Consider the following 14,901-nt stretch of genomic DNA (forward strand, 5'->3'; position numbering starts at 1 on the left):
GCTATAATTCACACTATTTAATATAAATAAAAAGGAATTTGAGATGAAAAGAAATATACTTAAGTTTATGCTTGCATCAACTGCAAGTATGATCTTACTGAATGGCTGTACAGGCTCAGAAGTGACACCTAACAATGCAACACAGACAGGTGCGGCAACCGGTGCTGTGGCAGGGGCAGTAATAGGATACAATACAGGTAGTGGCGGCGGAAAAAATGCTGCTGTTGGTGCACTTATAGGTACAGCCCTTGGTGCCGGTATAGGAAGTGCTGTGGACAGTCAAAATCCAGAACCGGTAGAAACGGGTGGATGGCAATAATCGTTTAATCATTAAAAAAAGGAAAACATTATGAAACTAAGTAAAAAAATAGTTGCTGCATCTGCAGCAGCATTCATGCTGGGAGGTTGTTACAATCAGCCGGGGCTTGTGGAAGATCAAAGCTACGATCGTACAAAAACAGGTGTAGCTGCCGGTGCAGTTGCAGGCTCAATGATAGGGTATAATACAGGTAAGCATGATGCAAAAAGTGCTATCATTGGCGGTCTTTTAGGTGCTGCTGTAGGTGGGGCGATCGGTTACAATATGGATCAGCAGGCCAATGAAGTTGCCCGTGCACTGGGTACAGGTGTAAATAATGACCCTCTAGCAGCACTTGATCCGCGCAGAGACATTGTTGTATCAAAATATAATAACTATGTAAAGATCATATTTAGAGATCGCATGATGTTTGCAACGGGATCATCAAAACTACAGTCTAATGCAAGAAATAAAGTAAATAAAGTTGCACAAGTTTTACGTAACTACCCTCAAACTATTGTAGGTGTAGCAGGATTTACGGACAATGTAGGAAGCTACCAATACAACCTTGGACTTTCACAAAGACGTGCAGCTACCGTAAGTAATATCCTTGCCGTGAACGGAAGACCATACACAAAAGGATGCTCATATAACAAAGCCATTGCACCAAACGATTCTGCCACAAATAGAGCACTCAACAGAAGAGTAGAAGTCTATCTCTATGCAGACAGAAACAGAATGTCTGATCCTTGCCGTTAACCTCGACTATTTCAATAAGCTAAGCTCCCGCTTGGCTTGTTCTGCATTCATTTTACCGGAGAAATATTGACTCTCCACACTATCGATAGAGGCGATAAGCTTCGCTTGCAAGATATCCCCTCTCAACCTCTCTTTTACAAATATTTTCATTTCAGAAAAATCAGGGAAAAGCTCTAGGAACTCTATTTTCAACTTAGAATTATTCCATGCTTGTACCTGTATGCTTGCAGGTGCATCAGTCATATCAAGTATTTCCCTACCTATACTGTCAACAGTCTGATACTGATCAAATTGGTGCTTTTGCTTATACTCTTCGTTTTGGAATTTCTCATCCTCCTGGATATCACCTACAAAATTGGTGATAAAGTAAAGAAACCCAATACCTATGACAATAAAGAAAAATAAACTTTTGTCCATCATGAAATCCTAATTATTTATTTACTAGGAAAAGTATACAATAATTTTTAATATATGTTAATATGGTAGGCTTAATTTTAGATATCTTCACAATCTGCTAAGCCGGATGAATCGCCGTTTGAAACAAAAGGAAAGAGAGGAAAAGATGAAAAAGTTACTATTGAGCATCATGATACTATTCACTGCCACCCATACAAGCTTTAGCGCAGAAGAAACAGATCGGGACCTTTACCCAACGATACGGGCTGAGATGAGCACAACAAAAAAGATTACCAGAAAACCGATTCGAAAACCAAGGAAAAAGCCGCGAAAAAGACCCTTCATCCACCACCATTACTATACAACGACCATAGTCAGAAATTGCGATAGCTATATCAGTATTATCAATGAAAAAAACAGAGAGATCGAAGCATTAACCAAAGAGATCAAGAACTTAAGAGCGAACAAATATGAAATGATGCGGCAACAGCTAAAAGAATCCTATGAGAAAGAGCTGAAAAAATTTGAAGAGAGATAAAGGTCAGTTGCAGTATCTATGTAGCATTCACGAAGGAAGAGTATTTTACCCTCACCGGCAAGAGAGAATCCACATGTATAGTTTAATAGTAAAAGACACTCAAACGCTTTTAAAACCCTTTTTACCAATGCTCTTAAGTCAAGCCCTACCCAGCAATTAAACAAGCGCTTTATAGACGTTTATATCGTTATAGTACAAGATTGCTACATCAGAAGTGTTGACTAAAGAGACTATACGTGCAACGGTATGACTTAGAAATAAAAAAATGAGATACTAAATATCAAGATAACTATTATTAAAGTGTTTCAGATATTGATATGATTATGTGAAAATATTGATGATAAGTTTGTAGATGGTGCGGATGAGAGGACTCGAACCTCCACGCCGTAAAGCACCAGATCCTAAGTCTGGCGTGTATACCAATTTCACCACATCCGCATGTGATTGTTTTACATAACAATAAAAAGTAAGTGGTACACCCGTCAGGATTCGAACCTGAGACCGCTCGCTTAGAAGGCGAGTGCTCTATCCAGCTGAGCTACGAGTGCACATAATAATAAATAACACAGCTGATACATTAAAAAATGGTACGCCAGAGAGGACTCGAACCCCTAACCCTCAGATCCGAAGTCTGATGCTCTATCCAATTGAGCCACTAGCGCTTCATCATTCGGGTGGTTACCCTGTTTAATTACCAATGGGGTGGATGACGGGGCTCGAACCCGCGACACCCAGTGCCACAAACTGGTGCTCTACCAACTGAACTACATCCACCATAATTAAATGATTACTTATTATTATAACGTTAAATATCTAAATGGTCGGAGTGAAAGGACTCGAACCTTCGACCCCCTGGTCCCAAACCAGGTGCGCTACCAGACTGCGCTACACTCCGTTACCTTATAAAAAGGAACGCAATTATAGTCAAAAGGTTTCCATTTGTCAATAGATTTTGGAAAAAAAGTGAAAAATTTTCTTTTAATCACTAAATTAGAGGTACTTTAGGCGTTAATGAGTATAATGATTCCATCTTCGATACAGGGTTAACATATGAACAGTATATTTGAACAGATCAACGGTTTTTTAGGTTCGTTTTTCTTCTTTGACATCTTTTTTGGCAAAATGGAAGGCACAACTATGCCTTTCATCGTTGCATGGCTGATCGTGGGAGGAGTATTTCTTACTTTTCGCTTTGGCTTTATCAATGCACGTATGTTTGGTCATGCTTTTAAGATCATCACAGGTAAATATAAAACTGCCGATGATGTAGGAGAGATCACCCCTTTCCAGTCTTTGACCACCGCCCTATCCGCCACAGTCGGACTTGGAAATATTGCAGGGGTCGCCATTGCCATCGCTGTAGGAGGTCCTGGCGCTACCTTCTGGATGATCCTGGCAGGCTTCTTTGGTATGACACTCAAATTCACCGAAGTAACCCTTGCACAGGTCTATAGAGAGAGAAGACCCGATGGACGTATTATGGGTGGTGCTATGCAGTATCTTTCCATAGGACTCGCCTCTAAAGGATATGTCAAACTGGGAAAAGTACTCGCTGTGATGTTTGCTGTGCTCGCTATAGGAGGAAGTTTGGGTGCGGGGAATGCCTTCCAAACTTCACAGGCGATGGGAGCACTTTCAGAACGTATCCCTTTCTTTCAAGCCTATCCTATCGTTTTTGGTCTGATCCTGGCAACACTGGTAGGGTTTGTCATTATTGGAGGAATTAAGCGTATCGCAAGTACGGCAGAGAAGATCGTTCCTGTGATGGTATTTGTCTATTTGGCAGCATCTCTGTGGATCCTCATCACAAATGCCTCTCAAGTGCCTGCTGCGATCTTGACCATCTTTCATGAAGCCTTTGCTCCTACTGCCGTTGCAGGTGGTCTTATAGGTGTGCTTGTACAAGGATTTAAGCGTGCCGCCTTCTCAAGTGAAGCGGGTATAGGTTCCGCAGCCATTGTACACTCTACTGCTTCGGTCAAATACCCTGTCAGACAGGGGATGGTCGCACTGTATGAGCCCTTTATCGATACGATCGTTATCTGTAGTATGACCGCACTTGTGATTGTCACTACAGGTGTCTATGATCCTTCTGGGGAGTTTGCGAACCTTGTGGCTTCAAAACAGGGTGCAGCTCTAACTGCGGCAGCCTATGGAACGGTTATTTCATGGTTCCCTGTTATCTTGTCATTTTCCATTGTACTTTTTGCGTTTTCCACGATGATATCATGGTCTTATTATGGCGAGCGTTCCTGGACCTATCTGTTTGGAGAAAAATATACGCTGTTGTATAAACTGATCTTTGTCTCATTTACCGTCATAGCATCCGTCACCAGCGCTTCTACGTTGTTAGAATTCTCTGACCTTCTTATCTTGGGAATGGCCCTGCCAAACCTTATAGGGCTCTATATGCTGCAAGGTGTTGTGCATGCAAATCTCAAAGCCTATCTTACAAAATGGAAAAGTGGGGAGTTGGATAGAGAGTGTATAGAAAAAGGGGTTTGTGAACCCAAGTCGTAGATTCGATGTGATCTATATTAAAAGTAGAGAGATGGATCAAACCATCTCCACACCCTTTTCACCCTGTTCAAGTGTACCGATCACATAACCATCTGTATTTTCAAGCACGGTATCTACATTTTCAGGGTCTACCACCCATACCATGCCCACACCCATGTTAAAGGCTCTGTACATCTCTTCTTCTTCAACATACTGGCTCATGAATTCAAAGATCGGGAGTACCCTGATACTCTCTTTCTTTACGATCGCTCTCATACCCTCTGGAAGAACTCTAGGAAGGTTTTCTATGATCCCACCACCTGTGATGTGTGCTAAGGCTTTCACGTACTGTTTATTGGCTTTATACTCTTTGACATAGATACGTGTCGGTTCAAGCAGTGTCTCTACAAGCGGTTTGCCATTAAAATCATCTTTGAGGCTCATACCCAGCTTGTCAAAGAAAAGTTTTCTTACCAGTGAATATCCGTTAGAGTGTACACCGGAGCTCGGCATAGCAATGAGGACCTGCCCCTCCTTCACATTGGCTACCGTGTCCATTTCTGCACGCTCTGCGATACCTACTGCAAATCCTGCAAGGTCAAAGTCATCATCTGAGTACATACCCGGCATTTCGGCTGTTTCACCACCTACAAGTGCACATTCGGATCTGCGACACCCCTCTGCAATACCGGCAACGACATCTTTTGCATTCTCAGGAAGCAATTTACCCGTTGCATAATAGTCCAGGAAGAACATCGGCGTACCGTTGTTACAGATAAGATCATTGACACACATCGCTACAAGGTCAATACCTACGGTATCAAGTTTCCCGCTCTCTATGGCAATACGGAGCTTTGTCCCTACACCATCTGTTGCAGAAAGGATCACCGGCTCTTTGTAACCCGTTGGCAGTGCATAGGCACCGGCAAATGAACCTATGCCTCCGATGACATTTTTATCGAAAGTGGATTTTACATCACTTTTGATCGCTTCTACAAACTCATTACCCGCATCGATATCTACACCGGCATCTTTATATGATATATTTGACATCAGTTATTGTCCTTTTCATTGGTTTCTTCACATTTACACGCAGGGAAAATCTTTTTAAGCATAATAAGCCCTGGACAAAAGCCGGTCAGTCCTGCAATCACAAGCATGACCATCATGGCAAATTGTAAAATAAACGCGGCTGCGTACATGCCAGAACCTGCTAAGCCCATCACAAAGCCCAGGATACTTGCCTGTATTAAACGTTGTATCTTTTCAGCACACATTTAAAAATCCTTATTAGAAATTGGCGTATTATATCTAATTTTAGCTGTTTAACTTCCGTTATCACTAAGGAGGACGCTTTTAGAGCAAAGCTCCAAAATTATGTTCTCTTCAGCGGAGGGCTTACACAACTGGTTGTGTTAAGAACGAAGTTTTCGTCCTAACTTCTCCTCCACTGAACCTACTTTGTTACCCAGTCTGCCCACCGGTCCATCACGCCAATCGATCTTGATCGAACTGTAGACACGACCGCAATCCTTTTGGAGCTCTTCATAGGCTTTGTTGATCACAGCCAACACTTCTTCTACGGTTTCACCTTCTATGATCGTACCCATTGGTGTGAGCTGGTAAGCCAGTCCGCTTTTATCTACGATATCTAATACTCTTGCTACAAAGGCACTTTTGCTTTGGGTTTTTTCCGTAGGGAACATTGAAAATTCTACTAATGCTGACATGATCATCCTTATTCTTTTAATTTATTTTTGATGTTATAACAGATTATAGGTTATAATCCAGCATAGTTCGGGTGAAAGGGTAAAAATGACAGATATCATTGTTGTAGGTGCGGGGGCAGCTGGGCTCGTCGCTGCCATCACCTCTGCAAAGGCAGGTCAAAAGGTACTACTGCTGGAACAAAATAGCAAGATCGGTAAAAAAATACTCGTTTCTGGTAACGGAAAATGCAACATAGACAACAGATACATCGCTTCACACCGCTTTCATGGAGAGAATCCTGATTTTATAGATGCCGTCTTGGAAGGGTATGATTTTAAAGTCGTAGAAAAGTTTTTCACATCTCTGGGGCTTGAGCTCATCGAAGGGAAAGAAGGCAAAATGTTTCCTATGTCACTGCAAGCGAGTTCCGTAGTTGAAATACTTGAGTATGAAGCCAAAAAAGCAGGTGTAGAGATACTCTGCGACTCTGCAGTCACATCCATTAGTAAAGAAGCGGATACTTTTACGGTAGAGACATCCCAGGGAACCAAGCATTGCAGAAAACTCCTTTTGGCATCAGGTTCACCCGCCGCACCGCAACTTGGAGGCTCGAACTCCGGATATGCTTTTGCCACGAAAATGGGCCACACCCTCATACCCCGCCACCCTGCTCTCGTGCAGCTCTGTTCGGATGAAACATGGGTGAAGAGCTGTGCAGGAGTGAAAGTAGCCGGAGTGGCACAACTCTATGCAAACGGAGAGTACATCACAGAGAAAAAGGGTGACCTGCTTTTCACAAACTATGGGATCAGTGGATTGGCCATCCTGGACCTTAGCCGGGAGGCGAGTATAAGGCTGGCAAATTATGACTATTGTGAACTTAACCTGGACCTTATGCCGGAACTTAGCAAAGAGAAACTTACCAACCTGCTTCTGGGTCGCATAAAAGAGGGAAGTGAGAAATCTATAGAAATATGGCTTCACGGTATCATCAACAAGAAACTCATCTCTATCATTTTAGAACAGTCAAAGTGCAAAGCCAAACAGGAACATGAGTTAAACAGAAAAGAGGTTAGCAAGCTTGTCTACACCCTTAAAAATCTCAAGCTCTCTATCAACGATACAAAAGGCTTCCAAGGTGCAGAGGTAGCCACAGGTGGGATAAATACCACTGAAGTGAACCCGCAAACGATGGAGTCAAAACTTGTACCCGGTCTCTATTTTGCAGGGGAGATACTCGATGTCGATGGAGACAGAGGTGGTTTTAACTTTCACTTTGCCTGGGTAAGCGGATTACGTGTAGGAAATCATTATAAAAGTGAATTCAAATGAATAGTTTCTATATGATATTTTTCTCTCTATTCATGTTCTATCTAGGATACGATATTTACTCAACGAGTATTATAAGCTTAAAAGGAATGACTCACTCTCTTAATCAATATGAACAAATTATAATTAGTTTAATATTTGTAATATTTGGTTTATCTGCACTTTACTCAGTATTTACAAAAAATACTCAAAATAAAGATAACAATAAGAGAACCAAATAGTCTTTTAGTTTGCTGTAGATTTGAGGGTTGTTGAGAGGAAGCATACGGTCAGTATGTGACCGAACAAGCTCCCTCGAAGATGCAGTGAAATAAAAGAACTATTTTGCGTTCTTTTTGTCTCTTGCCATTCTTCTTCGGACATTCTCATCCAGATATTTCTTTCTGATTCTGATAGATTCAGGTGTGATCTCGATAAGCTCATCATCTTCAATCCACTCCATTGCACTTTCAAGAGTGATAGGTCTTGGCGGTACAAGCTTGATCGCATCATCAGCACCCGAAGTTCTCATGTTTGTAAGCTGCTTTCCTTTCAGTGGGTTCACATCAAGGTCTCCCGGTCTTGCAGATTCACCGATCACCATACCTGAGTATACTTTGTCTTGCGGTTTAATGAACATTACACCACGTGCCTGAAGGTTATAGATAGAGAAGGCTACGGCTTCACCGTTATCCATAGATACCAGTGCACCCGGTGTTCTGCTCACAACTGTTCCAGAGTAAGGTCTGTACTCCAAATATGAGTGGTTCATGATACCTTCACCCTTCGTGTCTGTCAAAAACTCATTTCTAAACCCGATCAATCCACGTGCAGGGATCTCAAATTCGATCCTTACTGTACCGTCAGGCATCGGTGTGAGTGAAGTCATCTCAGCTTTTCTTTTACCGAGTTTTTCAATGGCAACACCCTGGAACTCTTCAGGCACATCCACAACCAAGTGCTCGAACGGTTCCATTCTCACACCCTCTTCTTCTCTCACAACGACTTCCGGACGTGCAAGAAGGAACTCAAACCCTTCTCTTCTCATATTCTCAGCCAAGATACCGATCTGTAGCTCACCACGACCTGAAACTTTAAATGATGCCTCACCAGTAGGCTCCATACGCATAGCGATGTTTGTCTCCATCTCTTTTTCAAGTCTTTCACGGATCTTGTTGGAAGTAACGTGTTTCCCTTCTGTACCTGCCAAAGGACCGTCGTTTACAGACATAATAACTGAAAGTGTCGGCTCTTCAACATGCATAGGGTCAAGTGCTACCGGATTCACAGGATCACAGATAGAGTCACCTACATCGATATCAGCGAACCCTGCGATTGCCACGATATCACCCGCTTCAGCCTCTTGGATCTCGATACGGTCAAGTCCTTTAAATCCGATCAGTTTAGAAACCCTCGATTTTGATTTAGAACCATCCGCTTTCACTAGAAGATACTCATCACCTTTTTTCACTCTACCATTGAAGATACGTGTAATACCGATACGTCCGACAAAGTTGTCCGAGTCAAGTGTAAATACCTGTGCCTGAGTATCGTTGTCCGCCGAACCTTGCGGATAAGGTACTTTATCCAGGATCGCTTCAAAAAGCGGTGTCATATCTTTGTTCTCGTCTTCCATTTCCCATTTTGCATACCCGTCTCTGGCTGCAGCGTAGATCACTGGGAATTCAAGCTGCTCTTCATTTGCATCTAGAGCAACAAGAAGGTCAAACATCTCATCAAGTACTCTTTCCGGGTCTGCACCGTCCTTATCGATCTTGTTGATCACCACAACAGGGATAAGCCCCAACTCAATTGCTTTTTTCAAAACGAATTTGGTCTGAGGCATTGCACCTTCCTGTGCATCCACAAGCATAAGTACACCGTCCACCATCTTAAGTACACGTTCAACCTCACCACCAAAATCGGCGTGACCCGGGGTGTCGATAATATTGATCTTATGATCACCGTACGTAATAGCTGTATTTTTAGAAAGGATCGTGATCCCTCTCTCTTTTTCGATAGCATTGCTATCCATAGCTCTCTCTTCTACCTGCTGGTGCGCTGCGAACGTACCTGACTGCTGTAGAAGCTGATCAACAAGCGTTGTTTTACCGTGGTCAACGTGCGCGATAACGGCAATGTTTTTAATTTTTTGCATAAAATGTCCTGAAATAGAGCTTTTCGCCCTAATGTAATTTTCGCGAATTATACCCAAAAATTACTATATAAGAGATTTTAATATAAAAAATGACCTCATTTAGTTCAATATTCTGTGATTATTTACAGAGATACCTACCCTTTTCTATAGTGAAAATCCGTACAGTTCATGGTAAGTTTTCATCGCATACCGGTCTGTCATCGCTGCAATATAATCTGCAATAACCCGTTCTTTCGTACGTACATCAAAGAGCTCTTTTTGGTAAGGAGGTAGTAGGTCCGTATCTTCTGTAAATGCTTTGTACAGCCCTTGTATACACTGTTTTCCAGCATGCATTTTACGTACGATCTTTTGATGTCTGTAAAGTTTCTGATGCAGCAGTTTTTTGAGTTTTTTCAGCTGTGTTCCTGTCTCTTTTGAAAATCCCACAGGTAATTTCTCTTGTGCATCGATGGTCACACAAATAGGCACATCCTGTCGATATACTTTTGTACCCTCTTTTGAATTTTCAATAAAATCTTCTACAAGCAGTTTGATGAGTCCTGCCACAAAACGGTGTCTGTAGAGTTTTTCATCTCTTTTCACACCCTCGTTTTGCACCATTGCATCCACTCTTAAACAAAGCGTATCTTTTAAGAGATCCTCAAAAGTAATCAATCCGTATTTGATACCGTCATCTATGTCATGCGATGTATAGGCGATCTCATCTGCATGATCCACTACCATCGCTTCGAGTGAAGGATGTTTATCAAGGTTAAAATGAGGATCCAGTCCCTCCAAAAAAGGTTTTTTATAGGGATACGAATGTTTAAGTACCCCTTCTAGCGTAGCAAATGTAAGATTGAGCCCGTCAAACTCTTTATAACGTTTTTCCAGTTTGGTCAAAACCCTGAAGGATTGAAAATTGTGTTCAAATCCCAATGCTCTGCCATCTGCTTTGAGAAGTTTATCCAACTCGTCTCCGCCCACATGCCCGAACGGTGTATGTCCCAGGTCATGTGAAAGTGCGATCACTTCTGCAAGGGTCTCATTGAGTTCCAGCATGCGTGAAAGTGTTCTGGCGATCTGACTGACTTCGAGTGAATGGGTGAGGCGTGTACGAAAGTAGTCACCCTCATGGTTTAGAAAAACCTGTGTTTTGTACTCCAAACGTCTGAAAGAGCTGCAGTGGACCACTCTGTCCCTGTCCCTTGCATAGGGGTCTCTAAAATCTTTTTCAAAACTAAAAAATCGTTCATCAGGTCTCACGTCTTAATCCTTATATAGCTCTAAATTTATAGTGATATAATTGTATCTAAATATATGAGGGAGTGTGCCCATGGAAACAATGGAAATGTATCACATAGCGTATGACAAACCTAAAGTTACACTTTTACAACAATCTGGCCTCGGTGTTGCAGAGATCGCAGCAAGAACATGTTATGACAGTTTTGAAAACTCTGAAAACGAATGTGTGAAGCATGCAATGTTAGATCTGGATACCGATGCCATCAATAACATCGATGATTCAGATCTTCTTTCTAGTCTTGCATGGGTACATCACCATCACTCCATCATAGAACATGCAACTTTGAGTTATTTGATACAAGGCACTTCCAGAGGTGTGCTTCAGGAGCATGCAAGACACAGACTCCAAGCCATTTCTGTAAGAAGTACACGCTACACGATGTCAAGCGTTATCAATGCGTTTGTCGCCTCACTTGAGGCGGAAGACGGTCTTACCTTCTTCTTTGAAACACTTCTTGCCTTAAACCTCTTTGTAATTACAGACAGAGAGTATTTGCACATCGAGATCAAAGCCATCTATGACAAATTACATTTTCAATATCAAAGGGACACTGATTTCATACATACTGCCGTAGCAAAATCTTCTATTCCTTTCATCGAAGAAAACAAAGGCCATGCTGCTGCGCTTTTTAAAGCCTTGGAAAACGGAAAGAAAAAAAGAAATGTGGGAGATGGATTTAAACACATCGTCACAGATAACTGGAAAGTGGATATGGTCGTTACCTTCAATATCAGAAGTCTTAAAAACTATTTTGACCTCAGGGATTCCGGTGCGGCATGGTTCCAGATACAATGGCTGGCAGAGGAAATGAAAGCAGTCACCCCTGTAAAATATCTGAAACTCATAGATAAAAACTATAAAGATAAATAATAGCATAAAGGTCGGTTTTTTAGATTTTAGAAATATATTTAAGAAATTAATTGACATTTAATATTACATATTAATATAATATATTCTAATGATAATTTCAAATATACAAGGAGTGTAAAATGAAAAAATTTAATCTTTCATTAGTAGCGTTTTTGGCAATGAGTACACTCGCAACGGCGGGTGGGGATATCGCACCGGTTGAACCTGTGGTAGAAACTCCGGTAGTGGCAGAACCTACAGGCTCATTATATGCAGGTTTGGGTTATTCCTATATGAACTTGGATCCTGATAACAGTACGGAGGCAGACGGTGATGCAGTTCTTTTACTGGCAGGATACAACTTTAACCAATATATTGGTGTAGAGGGTAGATATACCGGACTTACAGATTGTCTTGAAAACAGTGCCATCTATCTTAAACCTATGTATCCAATGGGTGGAATTACACTTTACGGATTGCTCGGGTACGGACAGGTAGATTATGACCATGGTGTGAGTTTATCCGAATCCGGTTTTCAATGGGGTCTGGGTGCCAGCTATGAAGTGGTTGAGAATATAGATGTTTTTGTAGATTATACAAACCTCTATGATGACACGGGATTCGATGGCGAATTACCAAACCAAGATGTTCTAGCTGATTCTATCAGTATAGGATTTACCTATACATTCTGAAACGGGGTTAAGCCTTCACGGCTTAGCCTTATAAAAACGCTCACTCATTTACCCTTTCCTGCTACAATTGAACTTAGACTAAATTTCACTATAATACGTTTTCATAATATTTTGATACTTTAAAATTTGGAGCACTTTTTTGCGTTTTTTTACACTACTGATATTTTTACTATTTACACTCAATCCTCTTTATGGAGAGATACTTTCCATGGAGAGCATCGCTGCACATCTTCAAAAAGGGGTCCAAACACGTATCACTGGTCAAAATAAACCTATCATTCAAGATATATATAGCAAAACCGGTGATAAGCCTTTATGGATCGGTAATAAAAACAGGACAAAAACAAGCCTTCTGATACAAGCACTCAATGACCCACTTTTTAACTATAAAAATAAATCATTTGATCAAAGATCTATCAAACATCTCTTTTATCAGCTTGACAATGGAGAGATCAGCCAGGAAAAACAGGCCTCTGCCTATGCAAAACTTGACCTTGTACTTACCAGCTCATTCGTGCGTTTAGTACGATTTATCGTTCAGGGTGATGTAGACTGGAACCTCGTACAGGAGAAACTGAACAGCCTTGAACAAAGTGATGATATTACAGCCAGATGGGAAATGGAACCTAAAGCATTTCCGGATCTTGACGCATTGATCTCTGCTATAGAAAACGGTACTATCTATGAGTATCTGACCTCTCTTCTTCCTATGGAGAAACGCTATAGAAATCTTGTAAAACTTCTTCATGATTATCGTATGATGGATAAATTTCCAAAGATAAAATACAGTAATGAAACGTTGAAACTGGGTGATCGTTCCAGTCGTGTTGAAGAGATAAAAAAACGACTTCAGATCACTGGAGATTACCCTAAAAATGCGCCTATTGACCGTAAGTTTGATGAAACGCTTAAAAGAGCTGTCATCACTTACCAAAAACGTTACCTGATCAAAGTAACCGGTATGGTAGACAAAACAACGACCTACTATCTCAACCTACCAGCAAAAAGTAATATACAGGCCATCATCACCAATCTGGATAAAACAAAACTCTATCCAAAACAGTTTGAAGATGAGTATATTGAAGTCAATATCCCTGATTTTAATCTCCGGTATTATAGAGACCATGAGATGGTCATGAAAAAAGGTATCGTAGTAGGACGCATCGACAGACCAACCCCACTTTTCTCCAGTACGATACGCTATATGGTACTCAATCCGACCTGGACCATTACCGATAACCTGGTAAAACGCGATCTGATACCTGTACTCAAAGAAAACCCTATGTATTTGGAAGAGAACAATATTCATGCATTTCAAGGCAAAAAAGAGGTAGAGGTCACTTACGAGATGCTCGCCCCTTATGAAAAAAGCGAAGAGCGTGTACCTTACCGCTTTGTACAGTTCCCGGGAGATAATAATGCCTTAGGAAGGGTGAAGTTCATGTTCCCTAACAAATATGATGTATATCTGCATGATACGGATAATAAATCACTGCTCTCACGACGATATAAGATCTATAGTTCCGGCTGTATGCGTGTAGAAAAACCTTTTGATCTTATGAATAGGCTGCTTGAACATACATGGAAACGTTATTCACAAGAGAAAATAGATGAGATACTTGCAAGCAATGAGCCTACAACTATCTATCTAAAAAGGCAAATCCCTGTACATATCCTCTACTTTACTGTTTATGAAGAGGATGGTTTGGCGTATTTTAAAAATGATATCTATCTCTATGATAAGATCATTGAAGAGTCTGTGGTAGGAAATAAAAAGCCCACATTTACCATACCCCAAAAACGTATGATCTCTGTAAAGAAAAACGCACAACCGCTTTCTAACTAGATTTCTTTCGCAGTTTTACCCTTTGCAGATGCGTCAGTGCAATAGCCATAGCATCTGTGATATCCAAAGGTTTGATCTCCTTTTTAATGCCAAAGAGCCTTTTAACCATAAAAGCCACTTGTTCTTTATCTGCTTTCCCGTTTCCTGTAACCGCTTTTTTTACCTGTAATGGCGTATATTCATAGAAATAACCTATCTCTTGAAGTATCTTTAATGAGAGTGCGCCTCTAAACTGTGCAAGCTTTAAAACGGACTTGGGATTATAGGCAAAAAAGATATCTTCAATGGCCACTTCATCCACTTTATGGGCCTTTAAAATGACGTCTATCCCCTCTACAAGCTCAATGATCTGCTCCTGTAGCTCTTTTGCTTTGATTTTCACCAATCCTGCTTCAACAAGTGAAAAGTTTTTTCCATCCCAAAAAATGATACAGTACCCTAAATTACGGCTTCCGGGGTCTATTCCTAAAATATTCATTCACACCTTTGTTCACATAGTGAATAAAATTATTCAACTCTGTTTAATAACGCTATTTTAGCTTAAATTGGCTAAAATGTTA

At 41.1% G+C, this 14,901-nt stretch carries 15 protein-coding genes and 5 tRNA genes; 8 read left to right on the top strand and 12 right to left on the bottom strand.

All coding sequences use genetic code 11. The features are described from left to right. The first annotated feature begins 43 nt into the window (after window positions 1-43). Together MN086_RS10895 and MN086_RS10900 are read left to right on the top strand one after the other, a co-directional pair. A complete protein-coding gene (locus tag MN086_RS10895) occupies window positions 44-319 on the top strand; it encodes a YMGG-like glycine zipper-containing protein (RefSeq protein ID WP_248576012.1) in 276 nt (91 codons plus the stop codon). 30 nt (window positions 320-349) lie between these two features. Next, a complete protein-coding gene (locus MN086_RS10900; protein WP_248576013.1) occupies window positions 350-1,057 on the top strand; it encodes an OmpA family protein in 708 nt (235 codons plus the stop codon). Between the two features lie 6 nt (window positions 1,058-1,063). Here MN086_RS10900 and MN086_RS10905 read toward each other — a convergent pair whose 3' ends face one another. Then, window positions 1,064-1,474 carry a hypothetical protein gene (locus MN086_RS10905; protein WP_248576014.1) on the bottom strand — a complete coding sequence of 137 codons (411 nt, stop codon included), beginning with the start codon at window positions 1,472-1,474 and terminating at the stop codon, window positions 1,064-1,066. A gap of 145 nt (window positions 1,475-1,619) precedes the next feature. Here MN086_RS10905 and MN086_RS10910 point away from each other — a divergent pair, with 145 nt between their 5' ends. After that, entirely contained in the window at window positions 1,620-1,991 is a 372-nt protein-coding gene (locus tag MN086_RS10910; RefSeq protein ID WP_248576015.1) for a hypothetical protein, read from the top strand. A 353-nt stretch (window positions 1,992-2,344) separates the two neighbouring features. Here MN086_RS10910 and MN086_RS10915 read toward each other — a convergent pair. The 5 genes from MN086_RS10915 to MN086_RS10935 form a co-directional block, all read right to left on the bottom strand. Then, window positions 2,345-2,429, bottom strand: a tRNA-Leu gene (locus MN086_RS10915). Between the two features lie 33 nt (window positions 2,430-2,462). Continuing rightward, window positions 2,463-2,539: transfer RNA gene (locus MN086_RS10920), tRNA-Arg, on the bottom strand. A gap of 37 nt (window positions 2,540-2,576) precedes the next feature. Continuing rightward, window positions 2,577-2,653 (bottom strand) — tRNA-Arg (locus tag MN086_RS10925). Window positions 2,654-2,689: 36 nt separating this feature from the next. Continuing rightward, window positions 2,690-2,765, bottom strand: a tRNA-His gene (locus MN086_RS10930). A 44-nt stretch (window positions 2,766-2,809) separates the two neighbouring features. Then, window positions 2,810-2,886 (bottom strand) — tRNA-Pro (locus MN086_RS10935). Between the two features lie 155 nt (window positions 2,887-3,041). Between MN086_RS10935 and MN086_RS10940 the strand changes: the two genes are divergently transcribed. Beyond that, complete coding sequence (locus MN086_RS10940) at window positions 3,042-4,511, top strand: sodium:alanine symporter family protein (protein WP_248576016.1); 1,470 nt, start codon at window positions 3,042-3,044, stop codon at window positions 4,509-4,511. Window positions 4,512-4,547: 36 nt separating this feature from the next. Here MN086_RS10940 and purM read toward each other — a convergent pair whose 3' ends face one another. The 3 genes from purM to MN086_RS10955 all read right to left on the bottom strand — a co-directional run bounded on the left by purM (window position 4,548) and on the right by MN086_RS10955 (window position 6,220). Next, a complete protein-coding gene (gene purM, locus MN086_RS10945; protein WP_248576017.1) occupies window positions 4,548-5,543 on the bottom strand; it encodes a phosphoribosylformylglycinamidine cyclo-ligase in 996 nt (331 codons plus the stop codon). Beyond that, the gene (locus tag MN086_RS10950; RefSeq protein ID WP_008245033.1) at window positions 5,543-5,767 is read right to left on the bottom strand and encodes a DUF2892 domain-containing protein; all 225 of its coding nucleotides are present in this window, start codon (window positions 5,765-5,767) and stop codon (window positions 5,543-5,545) included. Before MN086_RS10950 ends, purM begins: the two co-directional genes overlap by 1 nt. A gap of 138 nt (window positions 5,768-5,905) precedes the next feature. Beyond that, window positions 5,906-6,220: an MTH1187 family thiamine-binding protein gene (locus MN086_RS10955; RefSeq protein WP_248576018.1), complete on the bottom strand. Its 315-nt coding sequence runs from the start codon at window positions 6,218-6,220 to the stop codon at window positions 5,906-5,908. 85 nt (window positions 6,221-6,305) lie between these two features. On the opposite strand from MN086_RS10955, the gene MN086_RS10960 reads away from it, so the two are divergent. Continuing rightward, complete coding sequence (locus MN086_RS10960) at window positions 6,306-7,532, top strand: NAD(P)/FAD-dependent oxidoreductase (protein ID WP_248576019.1); 1,227 nt, start codon at window positions 6,306-6,308, stop codon at window positions 7,530-7,532. Between the two features lie 316 nt (window positions 7,533-7,848). On the opposite strand, the gene typA is transcribed toward MN086_RS10960, so the two are convergent. Then, the gene (gene typA / locus MN086_RS10965) at window positions 7,849-9,666 is read right to left on the bottom strand and encodes a translational GTPase TypA (protein ID WP_248576020.1); all 1,818 of its coding nucleotides are present in this window, start codon (window positions 9,664-9,666) and stop codon (window positions 7,849-7,851) included. Window positions 9,667-9,810: 144 nt separating this feature from the next. Further along, window positions 9,811-10,914: a deoxyguanosinetriphosphate triphosphohydrolase gene (locus MN086_RS10970; RefSeq protein WP_248576021.1), complete on the bottom strand. Its 1,104-nt coding sequence runs from the start codon at window positions 10,912-10,914 to the stop codon at window positions 9,811-9,813. Between the two features lie 70 nt (window positions 10,915-10,984). Here MN086_RS10970 and MN086_RS10975 point away from each other — a divergent pair, with 70 nt between their 5' ends. The 3 genes from MN086_RS10975 to MN086_RS10985 all read left to right on the top strand — a co-directional run bounded on the left by MN086_RS10975 (window position 10,985) and on the right by MN086_RS10985 (window position 14,341). Beyond that, on the top strand, window positions 10,985-11,824 hold the full coding sequence (locus MN086_RS10975) for an FAD-dependent thymidylate synthase (RefSeq protein ID WP_248576022.1): 840 nt from the start codon (window positions 10,985-10,987) through the stop codon (window positions 11,822-11,824). A 119-nt stretch (window positions 11,825-11,943) separates the two neighbouring features. Then, complete coding sequence (locus MN086_RS10980) at window positions 11,944-12,495, top strand: porin family protein (RefSeq protein WP_248576023.1); 552 nt, start codon at window positions 11,944-11,946, stop codon at window positions 12,493-12,495. A gap of 139 nt (window positions 12,496-12,634) precedes the next feature. Beyond that, window positions 12,635-14,341: a murein L,D-transpeptidase gene (locus MN086_RS10985; RefSeq protein WP_248576024.1), complete on the top strand. Its 1,707-nt coding sequence runs from the start codon at window positions 12,635-12,637 to the stop codon at window positions 14,339-14,341. Here MN086_RS10985 and ruvC read toward each other — a convergent pair. Next, window positions 14,334-14,819 (bottom strand): crossover junction endodeoxyribonuclease RuvC, encoded by a 486-nt coding sequence (gene ruvC / locus MN086_RS10990; RefSeq protein WP_248576025.1) that lies wholly within the window; start codon window positions 14,817-14,819, stop codon window positions 14,334-14,336. The two genes, MN086_RS10985 and ruvC, sit on opposite strands and share 8 nt — an antisense overlap. Window positions 14,820-14,901: the final 82 nt, after the last annotated feature.

The organism is Sulfurovum sp. XGS-02, assembly GCF_023213175.1.
Lineage (GTDB): Bacteria > Campylobacterota > Campylobacteria > Campylobacterales > Sulfurovaceae > Sulfurovum.

Excerpts from the sequence above, each read along its gene's own strand:
- MN086_RS10895 (WP_248576012.1), top strand. The coding sequence starts at position 44 with ATGAAAAGAAATATACTTAAGTTTATGCTTGCATCAACTGCAAGTATG.
- MN086_RS10900 (WP_248576013.1), top strand. The coding sequence starts at position 350 with ATGAAACTAAGTAAAAAAATAGTTGCTGCATCTGCAGCAGCATTCATG.
- MN086_RS10905 (WP_248576014.1), bottom strand. The coding sequence starts at position 1,474 with ATGGACAAAAGTTTATTTTTCTTTATTGTCATAGGTATTGGGTTTCTT.
- MN086_RS10910 (WP_248576015.1), top strand. The coding sequence starts at position 1,620 with ATGAAAAAGTTACTATTGAGCATCATGATACTATTCACTGCCACCCAT.
- MN086_RS10940 (WP_248576016.1), top strand. The coding sequence starts at position 3,042 with ATGAACAGTATATTTGAACAGATCAACGGTTTTTTAGGTTCGTTTTTC.
- purM (WP_248576017.1), bottom strand. The coding sequence starts at position 5,543 with ATGTCAAATATATCATATAAAGATGCCGGTGTAGATATCGATGCGGGT.
- MN086_RS10950 (WP_008245033.1), bottom strand. The coding sequence starts at position 5,767 with ATGTGTGCTGAAAAGATACAACGTTTAATACAGGCAAGTATCCTGGGC.
- MN086_RS10955 (WP_248576018.1), bottom strand. The coding sequence starts at position 6,220 with ATGTCAGCATTAGTAGAATTTTCAATGTTCCCTACGGAAAAAACCCAA.
- MN086_RS10960 (WP_248576019.1), top strand. The coding sequence starts at position 6,306 with ATGACAGATATCATTGTTGTAGGTGCGGGGGCAGCTGGGCTCGTCGCT.
- typA (WP_248576020.1), bottom strand. The coding sequence starts at position 9,666 with ATGCAAAAAATTAAAAACATTGCCGTTATCGCGCACGTTGACCACGGT.
- MN086_RS10975 (WP_248576022.1), top strand. The coding sequence starts at position 10,985 with ATGGAAACAATGGAAATGTATCACATAGCGTATGACAAACCTAAAGTT.
- MN086_RS10980 (WP_248576023.1), top strand. The coding sequence starts at position 11,944 with ATGAAAAAATTTAATCTTTCATTAGTAGCGTTTTTGGCAATGAGTACA.
- ruvC (WP_248576025.1), bottom strand. The coding sequence starts at position 14,819 with ATGAATATTTTAGGAATAGACCCCGGAAGCCGTAATTTAGGGTACTGT.